A 14553-nucleotide genomic window follows, 5' to 3' on the forward strand; every position below is an offset into this window, starting at 1 on the left:
CCGCCTGCGCGGGGACGACGGGGTAATGCCGCTGTTGCTGATTAGCTCAGCGGATTGTTGATCGCCAGGATCCAGTAGCGGGCCAGTTCGGCGGTGCCGTCCTTGCCGCCCACGGTCTTGAGCGTGGCGATGGCTTGCTGCTTCTTGCCAGCAACAGCGTAGGCTTCGCCCAGGCGCAGCTTGGCGTCTTCAGGGTTCTTCAGGCCACCGGCCTTGATCGCCGCATCCATCATCTTGAGGCCCTTGTCAGCCTGGCCAGCCTGCACCAGTGCATAACCCAGGCCCACCAGCGAGTCCTGGTCCTTGACCGCGGTGTGCTCGGCTTCCAGTGCAGCGAAGTTCTTGTTCTGCTCTGCCAGGTTCTTCTCGGCCAGGTCCTTCAGGCGCTGGTGACGCGCGGCGTCGGTGCCGGTGCCCAGGGCGCCAGCCTTGTAGCCCTTGTCGATGATCTTGAGCGCTTCGGCCGGGGCTTTCGCCTGCAGCACCAGCTGGGCCATTTCCATGTACTCGCTCGGCTTCTTGAGCAGGTTGTTGGCCAGCTTCAGGCGGTACACGTCGACGTTCAGGCGCTGCGAGTAGCCTGGCTGACGCTGCACGCGGTTCAGCAGGTCGGTCCAGTACTGGGCCTTCGGATAGCTGGAGGCCAGCTTCTCGATAGTGCGCACGTAGCCGGCGGTATCGTTCTTCTTGAGCTGGATATTGGCCAGCATGCCGAGCTGGTCTTCGCTCAGGCGGCCGCTTTTCTCGATGGTGCGCAGTTCTTGCTCGAGGGCAGCGGTATTGCCTTGTTTGTAATAGTTCTGCAGCAGGTAAGCGCGCAGTTTTGGATCTTCTTTCTGCTTGAGCAGGGTCTGGATGGTGCTGTTCGCCTTGTTCAGATCGCCTGCACGCATATAGATACCCACCAGGCCTTCGGCGAATTGCGAACGCTCGTTGGCGTTCAGCTTGCCAGAGGCGAGCAGGGCTTCGAAGGATTTGGCGGCAGTATCGTAATCGCCGGCCGACGATGCTGCCCCGGCGCGCACGCGCTCGATCAGGTAGCTTTCATTGGCGGTCTTGTTGCCCACCTTGTCCAGTCCGCGCAGGGTAGCCAGTGCTTCTTTGTGCTTGCCCTGTTTCATCTGGGCCTGGGCTTGCTGCAGCGGTTTGCCAATCTCCGGGCGCATCGCTTCCTGCGCGACGGCGGAAGACAGGCCGATTACCGGGGTGAGCGCGGTAAAGCCCAGAGCGGCCATTGCAAGGCTGAGGTGAGCGAGACGGAACTTGATCATCTGAAAAATCCTTATTTCAAAATGGACACGGCAGGGATAGCCCTGCCGTGTTGGTCAAAACATGGAACGATTACTGGAACTGCTCGTTACCGACCATGCCGATTTTGGTGACGCCAATACGCTGGGCAGATGCCATGACACCGGCAACAACCTTGTACTCTACCAGCTTATTCGGACGCAAGTGCACTTCGGGCTGGTCAGGGATGGCGGCAACAGCGTTCATCTTGGCTTCCAGCGCAGCGCGGTCCGGCACGACTTCGCCATCCCAGAGGATGGTACCGTCGAAGTCGACGTCGATCGTGATCACGACAGGCTTGATATCGCTCAGCGGCGGGTTACCAACTGGCATGTTCAGATTGACCGAGTGATCTTGCTTCGGAATCGTAATAATCAGCATGATGATAAGAACGAGCAAGACGTCGATCAGCGGCGTCATGTTCATTTCCATCATCGGTTCCGGATCCGCATCCGCTGCGGAGCCTCCACCTACGTTCATACTCATGGTGTGTCCTTATCAAATGTTGGGGAGAAGGTTACGGCGCCCGGCGCGAAAGCCAGGCGCCGCGTGCAGCGCTATCAGCTTATTGCGGCTGAATAACGAAACCAACCTTCTGCACACCAGCACGTTGTGCCGTGTAAATGACCCGGCCGATTGCTTCGTAGCGGGCTTCCTGGTCGCCACGAACTTTCACCGCCGGTTGCGGCACTTTCACCGACTGCTCCGCGAGGAACTTGAACAGCTCGTCCGTGTTCGCGAGGTGAGTCTGGTTGTAGTACATCTCACCGTCTTTATTGACGGTGATATTGACGTCTTCCGGTTTGGACAGGGTGACCTGGTTCTCTTCTTCAGGCAGCGTAACTTTCTGCAGATTCAGAACCACCGGGCTCGTGATCAGGAAGATGATCAGAAGAACCAACATGATGTCAACGAGTGGCGTCGTGTTGATCTCTGAATTCAGTGCATCTTCGCCGGAATCGGAACCGACACTCATCGACATAATTTATCCAATCTTTTTAGCTTGTGCAGCTGCGTTCGAGGTCGACATTGCGCCCGAGATCAGCACCGAGTGCACGTCAGCCGAGAACGAGCGGACTTCTTCCAGCACGGTCTTGTTACGACGCACCAGCCAGTTGTAACCCAGGACGGCAGGAACTGCAACGAACAGACCGAAGGCGGTCATGATCAGTGCTTCACCGACTGGACCTGCGACCTTGTCGATCGAGGCGTTACCCGACATGCCGATGGCGGTCAGTGCGTTGTAGATGCCCCAGACGGTACCGAACAGACCGATGAACGGCGAGGTCGAACCGACGGTTGCCAGGAACGACAGGCCATCTTGCAGACGCGACTGGACGCGGTCGACCGAACGCTGGATCTGCATGGTGACCCAGGTCGACAGGTCGATCTGCTCGAGCAGGGCGCCGTCGTGGTGCTGGGTAGCCTTGGTGCCGGTTTCAGCGATGAAGCGGAATGGCGAGCCTTCTTTCAGCTGAGCCGAACCAGCAGCGATCGACGGTGCTTTCCAGAACTTGGATTGCATTTCTTTGGCTTGACGCATCACTTTTTGCTGATCGATCAGCTTGGTGATGATGATGTACCACGAACCGATCGACATCAGCGACAGGATGATCAGGGTGCCCTTGTTGACGAAGTCGCCGTGTTCCCACATGGCTTGCAGGCCGTACGGGTTGTAGACTTCTTCGGTCTGCTCGCCACCTGGAGCAGCGGCTGGCGCGCCAGCATCTGCAGGAGCAGCAGCGTCAGCAGGAGCAGCAGCTGGATCGACAGCTGGTGCAGCTGCGTCGGTCGCCACTGGAGCCGCGTCGGCTGCCGGGGTTTCTTGAGCGAAGGCCGGGGCCGAGACCAGAGCCGATGCTGCAGTAACCGACAACAGGACAGCCGCCAGGAAAGCGGACAAACGGGTATTCTTAAACATGCTTCCTCCAAAGATATTAAATAGACAGTTCGCTGAACTAATGACAACGACAATCAAAATTTGAGACGGTGTTCTGCCTCGGTTTTATTCCAGCGTCCAGACGTACTGCACCGCTGTCCACGCCTGTTCCGGCTTGCCATCAATCATGGCGGGCTTGAATCGGCATTTGCTCAGAGCCGATTGCGCGGCCCGGTCCAAGTCACGGAAGCCACTCGACTTCGCCAGCTTGGCTTCGATCACCCGACCATCGACACCGATCAGGAACTGCAGGGTCGTGGTACCGGTTTCTTCATTGCGCTGCGACGAACGCGGATATTCCGGACGTGCGCAAGTATTAAAGTCAGCGACTGCCTCGGTGCGGCTAGGACCACGTGCCGGCGGTGCCGGCGGAGCCGGAGGTGCTGGCGGTGCCGGCGGAGCCAGCTGGGTGGTTGGCGGCGGCGTGTTGGTCGCGGTAGCGATCGTGTTTTGCGGTGGCGGCGGTTGCTGCACCTGCACTTCGACCGGCGGGATGAACGGCGGCGGCGGCGCTTTCATTTCTGGCGGCGGCGGCGGCGGCGGAGTTTCCGGCGGCGGTGGCGGCGCGGTCTCTTCAATCAGCTTGGTTTCCACAGCTTCGGTCACCGTGGTGACAATCCGGGTACCCAGGCCAGCCACGAGTGCCCATCCCACGAGAATGTGGAAGATGAGGACAACGATGAATCCTGTGAGATTCTTCCCGGGTTGCTTCTCATTCGAAAAATTCATGCCATATTTCTCCAATACCAACTCTTTTTTGTTGCTACCAAACCCACTAAACACGACAAAAGCCTAGAGCCGCATCCGGGACATCGAAGAATTATACCTACGAATTCTTTTTTGCACATACATTTTTACAGCACCGAAAGGTGCGCTAACTACCTGTAAATGCAGGCAAACAAGCTCATCTATACAAGCCTGGCGAGGTCGATTTGAGGGGTTCGGAAGGCCGGAAAATGTGTAGTTTTATGTATCGATTCTCCTCATCGCGTGGAAGATCAGTGCAGATGCCATATTCACCAAATTTCTGACGCTAAATCAGCAAGTTGACGAATTTCATATGACACCACAATGGCCTTTCTGCAAACAATAGCCTATTCTCATCAGCCCCCGACTTCCTGCATTGTCCTGGAAGTCGTCCCGAGTGTACATACGGTATAGATAAAAGCGATACCCGTTATTGCATTTGAGCTGCCTCAACAGTGCGTCAGTTGATGACTTCGGCTTGACAGGAATGAAAGCTGCGCACTCCTACACCCTGCGAGACAAACTATATTACTTAGTTAGTGCTAGACCCTTCACCGACAAATTGCCATGTCGTGGTTGTGACAGCGCTAACATGTGATGTCGCGAACATACCATGAAATCTGTATGTTGGCGATACCGGATGAGCGTAATTGAACATGCATAAGCAAGGCGCGTTGCTTGAGGCGCGTCGCGTCGGCGGCTTTGCCGCCGACGCGACGGCAGTTCGTGGTTTGAGCGCGTGAGCGGGCCGCCGCAACAGCCGGCGGCGACCCACACGCATGAGGTGCTTGGGAGGTTAGCGCCCGCGCTTCTCGCGCCGGCACTCGAGGAAGCTGACCACGTGCCCGGCCGGATCGGCTGTCTCCAGCCGCACGTCGAAGCCCCATAGCCGGGCCACGTGCTTGAGCACCTCTTGCGCCTGGCCGTTGAGCGGGCGGCGGTTGTATTGGGTGTGGCGCAGGGTGAGGGCGCGGTCGTCGCGTGTATTGACTTGCCAGACCTGGATGTTCGGCTCGCGGCTGCCCAGGTTGTATTGCTCGGCCAGCTTGTGGCGCACGTAGCGGTAGCCGGCTTCGTCGTGGATGGCCGAGATGGTCAGCTTGTCGCTGCGGTCGTCGTCCAGCACGGCAAAGAAATGGAAGTCGCGAATCAGCTTGGGCGACAGGTACTGGGCGATGAAGCTCTCGTCCTTGAAGTTGCGCATCGCGAAGTCGAGCGTCTTGAGCCAGTCGCTGCCGGCGATGTCGGGGAACCAGGTTTTGTCTTCATCGGTCGGGTTTTCGCAGATGCGCCGGATGTCGGTCATCATCGCGAAGCCGAGGGCGTAGGGATTGATCCCGCTGTAATACGGGCTGTTCGCCGGCGGCTGGTAAACCACATTCGTATGGCTTTGCAGGAACTCGAGCATGAAGCCGTCGCCGACGATCCCCTCTTTATACAGGTCTTGCAGGATCGTGTAGTGCCAGAAGGTGGCCCAGCCCTCGTTCATCACCTGGGTCTGGCGCTGCGGATAGAAGTACTGCGAGATCTTGCGCGTGATCCGCACCAGTTCACGCTGCCAGGGCTCGAGCAGCGGCGCGTATTTCTCGATGAAATACAGCAGGTTTTCCTCGGGCTCGGGCGGAAAACGGTGGGTCGGCGCATCCGCCGCCGCCTGTTCTTCGCGCTGGGGCAGGGTGCGCCAGATCGAATTGACCTGGGATTGCGCGTATTCCTCGCGTTCCTTGGTGCGCGCCGCCTCTTGCGCCACCGACAGCTTGGCCGGCCGTTTATAGCGGTCGACGCCGTAGTTCTGCAACGCATGGCAGGAATCGAGCAGCTCTTCGACCGCATCGATGCCGTAGCGCTGCTCGCATTCGGCGATATAGTTCTTGGCAAACACCATATAGTCGACGATGGCGTCGGCATCGGTCCAGCTGCGGAACAGGTAATTTCCCTTGAAGAAAGAATTGTGGCCGTAGGCGGCATGGGCGATCACCAGCGCCTGCATCGTCAGGCTGTTTTCTTCCATCAGGTAGGCGATGCAGGGATTCGAGTTGATGACGATCTCGTAGGCCAGGCCCATCTGGCCGCGGCGGTAGCTCTTCTCGGTGCTGAGGAAGTGCTTGCCGAACGACCAGTGGTTATAGGAGACCGGCATGCCTACCGAGGTGTAGGCATCCATCATTTGCTCGGCGGTAATGATTTCGAGCTGGTTCGGATAGGTGTCCAGGCCGTAGCGCTTGGCCACCCGCTTGATTTCTTCGTGTGCCTGCTCGATCAGGTCGAAGGTCCACTCCGACTGTTCGGGCAGGGCGCGCGGATTGCTTGGATCTCTTGGCATGGGGCGCCTCGTTGTGAATGCATCTGTTCCGCAGGCTATTTGGCCTGCTTCTTGAACAGTTCCCGGAATACCGGGTAGATATCGGCCGGGGTCACGATCTTTTGCATCGCGAAGTTGCGGTGCTGGGCGGCGACGTCGCAGTATTGTTCCCACAAATTCTGCGGCGGGCCATCGGTGATCTCGACATAGGTGTAATACTGCACGCGCGGCATGATCGCGCTGGTCAGAATCTGCTTGCACAGCACCGAGTCGTTATCCCAGTTGTCGCCGTCCGAGGCTTGCGCCACATAGGCGTTCCAGTCGGCGCTGCCGTAGCGTTCGGTGATCACCTTCTGCAGCAGGTGCAGGGCCGAGGAGACGACGGTGCCGCCCGACTCGCGCGAATGGAAGAACTCGTTCTCGTCGACCTCGGCCGCCGCCGTGTGATGGCGGATGAAGACGACGTCGATCTTTTCGTAGACCCGCTTGAGGAAGAGATACAGCAGGATGAAGAAGCGCTTGGCCGTATCCTTGCGCGTCTCGTCCATCGAGCCCGATACGTCCATGATGCAGAACATCACGGCCTGGGTGCTGGGCTTGGGGACCTTGATCCGGTTCGAGTAACGCAGGTCGAACGGATCGATGAAGGGAATGGCATTCAGGCGGATGTGCAGGTGGTGGATGCGGTCCTTCAGTGCGACCACCTGTTCGTCGTCGGATGGCGCGCCTTCGTTGAGCAAGGCCTGCAGCGCTTCTTCCGCCTCGGCCAGCTGGCGCCGGGCAGGGCCACCGACGGCGATGCGGCGCCCGAGCGCGCCGCGCAGCGAGCGCAGCACATGGATGTTCGAGGGCGTGCCGGACACGTTGTAGCCGGCGCGCTGGTTCTTGTATTCGATGGTCTGGGACAGCTGCGTCTTGACCATGTTCGGCAGCTCGAGATCCTCGAAGAAGTAATTCATGAATTCTTCGCGCGACAGCTCGAAGATGAAATCGTCCTCGACGGTCTGGTCGCTATTGCCGGCGCGGCCGCGCCCGGCGCCGCCACCGCCGCCGCGGGGGCGGTTGAACTGGTCGCCTTTTTGGTATTCGGTATTGCCGGGGTTGACGGTTTCGTACACGCCGCCATGGGCGTGGCCGAAATGCGGTTCGTTCACGTCCTTGACGGGAATGGTGACTTTTTCACCGTTCTCGATGTCGGTGATCGAGCGGCCCTTGATGGCGCGGCCGACAGCATCCTTGATCTGCGCCTTGTAGCGGCGCAGGAAACGTTCGCGGTTGACCGCTGACTTGTTCTTGCCCTGCAAGCGACGGTCGATGAGGTAAGTCAAAACAGGCCTCCTGCTTAATATGGAGCCTATCCCGGTAGGTGGGAGTCGCTCCTGCCGCGCCTGGTAAGCGTGCGCTGCGTTGCTCGTCGTTGCATGGCTCGCCATGCGGCCTCCTCGCGCCTTGCTCACGCGTACCATGCATCGGCATTAGCTTCCCCCCACTTACCGGGATAGGCTCCAGGCGCGGAACTGTCGGCACAAGATCTACCGCTCGCGCTCTGGCGCCGTCGCATGCGACGGCACCTCTATCTTAATACGCTGCGCGAACGAGCGTGCGACGCACGCGCAGCGTCGCGTGTTGCCGGTGGCGGCCTGCGGCGAACCGGCAACACGGGAGTTTCCCCCCGTTACGAGGATTTCCGCACGCGCAGATACCATTCGCACAACAGACGCACCTGCTTCGGTGTATAGCCTTTCTCTACCATGCGGGCGACGAAGTCGGCATGCTTGTTCGCATCCTCGGCACTCGCTTTTGCATTGAAGGAAATTACCGGCAAAAGTTCCTCAGTATTCGAGAACATCTTCTTCTCGATCACGCTGCGGAACTTCTCGTAGCTAGTCCAGGCCGGATTCTTGCCGGCATTGGTGGCGCGCGCCCTGAGGCTGAAGTTGACGATCTCGTTGCGGAAATCCTTCGGATTCGATATCCCGGCCGGCTTTTCGATCTTTTCCAGCTCGGAATTGAGAGATTCGCGGTCGAAGCTTTCGCCGGTATCCGGATCGCGGAATTCCTGGTCCTGGATCCAGAAGTCGGCGAAGGTCACGTAGCGGTCGAAGATGTTCTGGCCATACTCGGAATAGCTTTCCAGGTAGGCGGTCTGGATCTCCTTGCCGATGAAATCGACGTAGCGCTGCGCCAGGTGCTCCTTGATATAGGAGAGGTAGCGCTGCTCGGTCTCGGGCGGGAACTGCTCGCGCTCGATCTGCTGTTCGAGCACGTACAGCAGGTGTACCGGATTGGCCGCCACCTCGGTATTGTCGAAGTTGAAGACCTTGGACAGGATCTTGAAAGCGAAGCGGGTCGACAGGCCGTTCATGCCTTCGTCCACGCCGGCATAGTCGACGTATTCGTGCAGCGACTTTGCCTTGGGATCGGTGTCCTTGAGGTTATCGCCATCGTAGACCAGCATCTTGGAGAAAATGCTCGAATTCTCGGGATCCTTCAGGCGCGACAGCACGGCGAACTGCGACATCATGCGCAAGGTGCCGGGTGCGCACGGCGCCTTGTCGAGCGAGGAATTACGCAGCAGCTTGTCGTAGATCTGGATTTCATCGGACACGCGCAGGCAATACGGCACCTTCACGATATAGATGCGGTCGAGGAAAGCCTCGTTGTTGCGGTTGTTGCGGAAGGTCTTCCACTCGGATTCGTTCGAGTGCGCCAGCACGATGCCGTCGAAGGGAATCGCGCCGAAGCCTTCGGTACCCTTGTAGTTGCTCTCTTGCGTGGCGGTCAGCAGCGGATGCAGCACCTTGATCGGCGCCTTGAACATCTCGACGAATTCCATCAGGCCCTGGTTCGCCAGGCACAGGCCGCCGGAATAGCTGTAGGCGTCCGGATCGTCTTGCGGGAAATCCTCGAGCTTGCGGATATCGACCTTGCCGACCAGCGAAGAGATGTCCTGGTTGTTTTCGTCACCCGGTTCGGTCTTGGAAATCGCGATCTGTTTCAGGATCGATGGATAGCGTCTGACGACGCGGAATTTTTCGATGTCGCCGCCAAATTCGTGCAGGCGCTTGACGGCCCACGGGCTTGGAATGGCGCGCAGGTAGCGGCGCGGAATGCCATAGTCTTCTTCGAGGATGGTGCCGTCTTCTTCTTCGCTGAACAGGCCCAGCGGCGATTCATTTACCGGCGAGCCCTTGATTGCATAAAAGGGCACGAGTTCCATCAGGCTTTTGAGTTTTTCGGCGATCGACGATTTGCCGCCGCCGACCGGGCCGAGTAAATACAGGATCTGCTTGCGCTCTTCGAGTCCTTGCGCCGCATGGCGGAAATAAGACACCACCTGCTCGATCACTTCTTCCATGCCGTAGAACTCGCGGAAGGCCGGATAGATCTTGATCACCTTGTTGGCGAAGATGCGCGACAGGCGTGGATCGAGGCGGGTATCGACCAGGGTGGGTTCGCCGATCGCGGCCAGCATGCGCTCAGGCGCGCTGGCATAGGTCAGCGGGTCTTTCTTGCACAGTTGGAGATATTCCGTCAGGGAGTATTCTTCTTCCCGAGTACGCTCATAGCGGGCCGCGTAGTTTTCAAAGATGCTCATTGAAGTTCCTTTAATGTGCCAACAACGAATCACTGTCACAGCAGCTACTGTCGAAGCTGCCCGGGGCCCCGGTAACTTTGTCGCGTACTCCCTGTTCGGTCGTCACGTGCCGCGCCGGGATGGCCGGCGCCGTTTGTGGAATTCACGTGCGATTGCTTTTGTCGATTCGGCGGCTCGCCAAGGCGGTGCGCCAAGGCGGTGCGCCAAATCCTCGCGTGGTGGAGAACGCTTTTTTGCGTTTATGAAATTTATTATGTGCCTATTAGTTTCCGAAGTCAAAGCAGTGTCGTGCAAGCTGTTGAGGCGGTGCCAAGTGCTTGATTCAACTATCGAAAGTCGGTTTTTGCAGGCGTCGCGGCGGCCCAGAGAAGGTGGGGCCGGAACACGGCGTCGAGGCCGGTTTGAACGAAAGAACGGCGTGCCGGCGGCACCTCCATTTTCTTCCGTTGTGCGCCGATAGTGCACGAACTGCTCAACACGCGGCGCACGCGAATCGTGCATGTCATAGAGCCGAACGCAGCCATTTTCGCCTTGCCGCAGGCGGAAAGCGCGCATGCGTTACACTTGCCGGTCGGGTCGGAGTGACCCGGACTATTGAATATTGTCTGATGTACCTGTTGGAGAAAACCATGCTCGACGAACGCCTGCGCAAGCTGCTGCGAAACATGCCCAAGGCAGAACTGCACATCCACATCGAGGGCTCGCTCGAACCGGAACTGATTTTTGAGCTTGCGCAAAGAAACGGCGTCGACCTCGCCTATAGCTCGGTCGAAGCGTTGCGTGAGGCCTACGCTTTCACCGATCTCCAATCTTTCCTCGACATTTATTATGCCGGCGCCAGCGTACTGCTGAAGGAACAAGACTTCTACGACATGACCGCGGCCTATCTGGCGCGCGCCCATGCCGACAATGTCCGCCACGCCGAGATCTTCTTCGATCCGCAAACCCATACCGCGCGCGGCGTGCCGTTCGAGACCGCCATCAACGGCATCTGGCGCGCCTGCCAGGACGCCCCGCTCAGCGCCAGCCTGATCATGTGCTTCCTGCGCCACCTGTCCGAAGACGAGGCGCTCGCCACGCTCGAAGAATCGCTGCCGTTCCGCGATAAATTCATCGGCGTCGGCCTCGATTCGTCCGAGGTCGGCCACCCGCCCGAGAAATTCGCGCGCGTGTTCGAGCGCGCCCGTGCGCTCGGCCTGCGCCTGGTCGCGCATGCGGGCGAGGAGGGCCCGCCGGCCTATATCGAAAGCGCGCTCGACGTGCTCAAGGTCGAACGCATCGACCACGGCGTGCGCAGCCTGGAAAGCCCGGCCCTGGTCGAGCGCCTGGCGCGCGAGCAGATGGCGCTCACCGTATGCCCGCTGTCGAACATCAAGCTGCGCGTGTTCGACGTGATGGGTTCGCACAATCTGCGCACCCTGCTCGACGCGAACCTGGCGGTGACCGTCAACTCGGACGATCCGGCCTATTTCGGCGGCTACGTCAACGAGAACTACTTCGCCGCCTTCGACGCGCTGCCGCTGGATGAAGGCCATGCGCGCCAGCTGGCGCGCAACAGCTTCCAAGCCGCCTTCGTCGACCCGGAGCGCAAGCGCGCCTTCCTCGCTGAAGTCGACGACTTCTTCGCCAACGCCTGACCTTTTAGAACGGAGCGGATCCATGTTCGTCCAGGCTCTTCGCATGACGGCGCGCGACTGGCGCGCCGGTGAGCTGCGCTTCCTGCTGGTGGCGCTGATCGTCGCGGTCGCGGCTTTGAGTTCGGTCGGCTTCTTCATCGACCGCATGCGCTCGGGCATGGACCGCGACGCCCACCAGCTGCTCGGCGCCGACCTGCTGGTCAATACCGACGACCCGGTGCGCCAGGCGTGGCGCGACGAAGCCCTGAAACGGGGCCTGCTGCTGGCCGACACCGTCACCTTCCCGAGCATGGCGCAAGCCGGCGAGGGCGACGACTCGCTGGCCCAGCTGTCGTCGATCAAGGCGGTATCGACAGGCTATCCGCTGCGCGGCCAGGTGAGCATCACGACCGATCCCGTCGCCGCCGGCGGCGCGCAGGGCACGCCCACGCGCGAGGTGCCGGCGCGCGGCACGGTCTGGGTCGATCCGGGCCTCTTGCCGCAGCTGCGCACCGAGGTCGGCGCCACGCTCACGCTCGGCAACAGCCAGTTCCGCATCGCCCAGCTGATCGCCACCGAACCCGATAAAGGCGCCTCGTTCGCCAACTTCGCGCCGCGCGTGATGCTGGCGCTGGAAGACCTGCAAGCCACCGGCCTGATCGACGACTTCGCGCGCGTGAGCTTCCGCCTGATGGTCGCATCGAAAGACGCGAACGACATGGCCGCGGTGCGCGACTACGAACAGTGGATACGCGCCCAGATCCGCGATAACAATATCAAGGGCGTGCGCATCGAGACGCTAGAAAACGGCCGCCCCGAGATGCGCGCGACGCTCGACCGCGCCGGCCTGTTCCTGTCGCTGGTGGGCTTGCTGTCGGCGATGCTGGCGGCGGTCGCGGTGGCGATGGCGGCGCGCCGCTTCATGGGCCGCCACCTGGACGCCTGCGCCATGTTGCGCTGCCTGGGCCTGACCCAGAACCAGGTCACCGTGCTGTACCTGCTCGAATTCGGCTTTATCGGTCTGCTGGGCAGCGCGCTCGGGGTGCTGGTCGGCTTCGGCGCGCACTTCGTGCTGCTCGAAATGATCGCCTCGCTGATCAACACCGATTTGCCGCCGGTGTCGGTGCTGCCCGCGCTGCAGGGCGTGGCGACGGGGATGCTGCTGCTGGTCGGCTTCGCGCTGCCGCCGATTCTCCAGTTGCGCAACGTGCCGCACAACCGGGTGATCCGGCGCGAGCAGGGCGCGCCGCAGCCGGCCGCGCTGGCGACCTATGGCCTGGGCATCGGCGTGTTCTTCCTGCTGCTCCTGTGGCAGGCGGGCGACCCCACCCTGGCCCTGATCACCGCCGGCGGCTTCCTGGGCGGTTTCGCCTTCTTCGCCCTGGTGGCCTGGCTCGGCCTGCAAGGCCTGCGCCGGATGCGCGGCGCCTTCCAGCACCAGGCCTGGCGCTTCGCCGTCAACTCGCTGCAGCGCCGGCCCGGCGCCACCGTGGTGCAGGTGGTGTCGCTGGCGCTGGGCCTGATGGCGCTGCTCTTGCTGACCGTGGTGCGGGGCGACCTGATGTCGGCCTGGCAGCTGGCCACGCCGGCCGATGCGCCGAACCGCTTCGTGATCAACATCCTGCCCGAGCAAAAGCAGGGCGTCGAAGGCCAGCTGATTGCGGCCGGCGTCAAGGAACCGGTGCTGTATCCGATGATCCGCGGCCGCCTGACGGCCATCAACGGCGACGCGATCACGCGCGACACCTTTGCGGACGGCGAGGCGCGGCGCCTGGCCAACCGCGAATTCAACCTGTCGACCACGGATGTGCTGCCGCAGGCGAACGAGGTGGTACAGGGCGAGTGGTTCAAGGACGCGCCGGGCGTGGCCGAGGCCTCGGTCGAGCAGAGTATCATGGAGCGCCTGGGCCTGAAGCTCGGCGACAGCATGCGCTTCGACATGGCGGGCTTGCTGGTCGAGGCGAAGATCACCAGCGTGCGCAAGCTCGAATGGGGCTCGATGCGCGCCAACTTCTTCGTCATCATCAATCCGGCGGCGATGATGGACGCGCCGACCACCTATATGACGGCCTTCCACGTGCCGCCCGAGGGCGCGAACCTGGGCAATGCGCTGACCCGCAACCACCCCAACCTGACGGTGATCGACGTCTCGGGCATCATCCGCCAGCTGCAGGACGTGCTGGACCAGGTGGTGACGGCAGTCGAGTTCCTGTTCCTGTTCACGCTCGCTTCCGGCGTGCTGGTGCTGTATGCGGCGCTGATGGGATCGCAGTCCGAGCGCACGCGCGAGGCCGGCCTGCTGCGCGCACTGGGCGCCACGCGCCAGCAGCTGGCGCAGTCTCAGCGCATCGAGTTCGTGCTGGTGGGCGGCCTGGCCGGCCTCCTGGCGGCGAGCGGCGCGGCGGCGCTGGGCTGGGCTTTGGCCACCTACCAGTTCAAGTTCCCATGGGTGTTCGAGCCGGGCGTATGGATCGCGGGCCTGTTCGTCGGCGCGCTGTGCGCGATCGTGGGCGGCTGGCTCGGCCTGCGCGGGGTGCTGCGGCAGCCGCCGTTGCAGACGTTGCGCGAAGCATAAGCGACGATGGCACGGCCGCGGACAAGGTCCGCGGCCGTGCGCTATCATGGCGGGATGTCCGAACACAACACCGAAACACAGACCGACGTGCAGGCCGAACCCCAGACCCTGTACGAGATGATGGGCGGCGGCGAGCGCTTGCGGGCGTTGGTCGACCGCTTCTATGACCTGATGCAGCTGGAGCCCGATTTCGCCGGCATCCACGCCATGCATCCGGTGCCCAACGACAGCTCGCGCGAGAAGACCTTCATGTTCCTGTCCGGCTGGATGGGCGGTCCCGACCTGTACATCGAACGCTACGGCCACCCGCGCCTGCGCGCGCGCCACCTGCCGTTCGCGATCGGCAGCGCGGAACGCGACCAGTGGCTGCGCTGCATGGCTTGGGCCATGGAAGACATGGGCTACGACGACACGCTGCGCGTGCGCATGATGAATTCCTTCTTCCAGACCGCGGACTGGATGCGCAATAAACCTGATTGATTGTCACCC

Annotated in this window: 11 protein-coding genes; 3 read left to right on the forward strand and 8 right to left on the reverse strand. The window is 61.0% G+C overall.

Annotated elements, in window-relative coordinates; genetic code table 11:
* Positions 1-41: 41 nt before the first annotated feature.
* The 8 genes from FVD38_RS19730 to FVD38_RS19765 all read right to left on the reverse strand — a co-directional run bounded on the left by FVD38_RS19730 (position 42) and on the right by FVD38_RS19765 (position 9873).
* Positions 42-1271 carry a tetratricopeptide repeat protein gene (locus FVD38_RS19730; RefSeq protein WP_147936390.1) on the reverse strand — a complete coding sequence of 410 codons (1230 nt, stop codon included), beginning with the start codon at positions 1269-1271 and terminating at the stop codon, positions 42-44.
* 70 nt (positions 1272-1341) lie between these two features.
* Entirely contained in the window at positions 1342-1773 is a 432-nt protein-coding gene (locus FVD38_RS19735; protein ID WP_183407367.1) for an ExbD/TolR family protein, read from the reverse strand.
* A 79-nt stretch (positions 1774-1852) separates the two neighbouring features.
* The gene (locus tag FVD38_RS19740) at positions 1853-2269 is read right to left on the reverse strand and encodes an ExbD/TolR family protein (RefSeq protein WP_123068877.1); all 417 of its coding nucleotides are present in this window, start codon (positions 2267-2269) and stop codon (positions 1853-1855) included.
* Positions 2270-2272: 3 nt separating this feature from the next.
* The gene (locus FVD38_RS19745; RefSeq protein ID WP_187271653.1) at positions 2273-3208 is read right to left on the reverse strand and encodes a MotA/TolQ/ExbB proton channel family protein; all 936 of its coding nucleotides are present in this window, start codon (positions 3206-3208) and stop codon (positions 2273-2275) included.
* Positions 3209-3292: 84 nt separating this feature from the next.
* Positions 3293-3955: an energy transducer TonB gene (locus tag FVD38_RS19750; RefSeq protein WP_123068891.1), complete on the reverse strand. Its 663-nt coding sequence runs from the start codon at positions 3953-3955 to the stop codon at positions 3293-3295.
* A gap of 814 nt (positions 3956-4769) precedes the next feature.
* Entirely contained in the window at positions 4770-6296 is a 1527-nt protein-coding gene (locus tag FVD38_RS19755; protein WP_147936391.1) for a SpoVR family protein, read from the reverse strand.
* Between the two features lie 35 nt (positions 6297-6331).
* Complete coding sequence (locus tag FVD38_RS19760; protein ID WP_147936392.1) at positions 6332-7603, reverse strand: YeaH/YhbH family protein; 1272 nt, start codon at positions 7601-7603, stop codon at positions 6332-6334.
* Positions 7604-7950: 347 nt separating this feature from the next.
* Positions 7951-9873: a PrkA family serine protein kinase gene (locus FVD38_RS19765; protein ID WP_147936393.1), complete on the reverse strand. Its 1923-nt coding sequence runs from the start codon at positions 9871-9873 to the stop codon at positions 7951-7953.
* Positions 9874-10502: 629 nt separating this feature from the next.
* Here FVD38_RS19765 and FVD38_RS19770 point away from each other — a divergent pair.
* The 3 genes from FVD38_RS19770 to FVD38_RS19780 are packed head-to-tail and all read left to right on the forward strand — an operon-like array spanning position 10503 to position 14544.
* Entirely contained in the window at positions 10503-11510 is a 1008-nt protein-coding gene (locus tag FVD38_RS19770; protein ID WP_147936394.1) for an adenosine deaminase, read from the forward strand.
* Positions 11511-11532: 22 nt separating this feature from the next.
* A complete protein-coding gene (locus tag FVD38_RS19775; RefSeq protein ID WP_147936395.1) occupies positions 11533-14064 on the forward strand; it encodes an ABC transporter permease in 2532 nt (843 codons plus the stop codon).
* Positions 14065-14118: 54 nt separating this feature from the next.
* Positions 14119-14544, forward strand: coding sequence for a group II truncated hemoglobin (locus tag FVD38_RS19780; protein WP_147936396.1), 426 nt, complete (start codon positions 14119-14121; stop codon positions 14542-14544).
* Positions 14545-14553: the final 9 nt, after the last annotated feature.

Origin of the sequence: Massilia arenae, assembly GCF_008014745.1 — a bacterium.
Classification (GTDB): domain Bacteria; phylum Pseudomonadota; class Gammaproteobacteria; order Burkholderiales; family Burkholderiaceae_D; genus Telluria; species Telluria arenae.

What these genes read in the sequence shown, in the direction of transcription:
- FVD38_RS19765 (WP_147936393.1), bottom strand. Translation starts at nt 9,873, where the DNA reads ATGAGCATCTTTGAAAACTACGCGGCCCGCTATGAGCGTACTCGGGAA.
- FVD38_RS19745 (WP_187271653.1), bottom strand. Translation starts at nt 3,208, where the DNA reads ATGTTTAAGAATACCCGTTTGTCCGCTTTCCTGGCGGCTGTCCTGTTG.
- FVD38_RS19780 (WP_147936396.1), top strand. Translation starts at nt 14,119, where the DNA reads ATGTCCGAACACAACACCGAAACACAGACCGACGTGCAGGCCGAACCC.
- FVD38_RS19730 (WP_147936390.1), bottom strand. Translation starts at nt 1,271, where the DNA reads ATGATCAAGTTCCGTCTCGCTCACCTCAGCCTTGCAATGGCCGCTCTG.
- FVD38_RS19740 (WP_123068877.1), bottom strand. Translation starts at nt 2,269, where the DNA reads ATGTCGATGAGTGTCGGTTCCGATTCCGGCGAAGATGCACTGAATTCA.
- FVD38_RS19750 (WP_123068891.1), bottom strand. Translation starts at nt 3,955, where the DNA reads ATGAATTTTTCGAATGAGAAGCAACCCGGGAAGAATCTCACAGGATTC.
- FVD38_RS19770 (WP_147936394.1), top strand. Translation starts at nt 10,503, where the DNA reads ATGCTCGACGAACGCCTGCGCAAGCTGCTGCGAAACATGCCCAAGGCA.
- FVD38_RS19755 (WP_147936391.1), bottom strand. Translation starts at nt 6,296, where the DNA reads ATGCCAAGAGATCCAAGCAATCCGCGCGCCCTGCCCGAACAGTCGGAG.
- FVD38_RS19735 (WP_183407367.1), bottom strand. Translation starts at nt 1,773, where the DNA reads ATGAGTATGAACGTAGGTGGAGGCTCCGCAGCGGATGCGGATCCGGAA.
- FVD38_RS19775 (WP_147936395.1), top strand. Translation starts at nt 11,533, where the DNA reads ATGTTCGTCCAGGCTCTTCGCATGACGGCGCGCGACTGGCGCGCCGGT.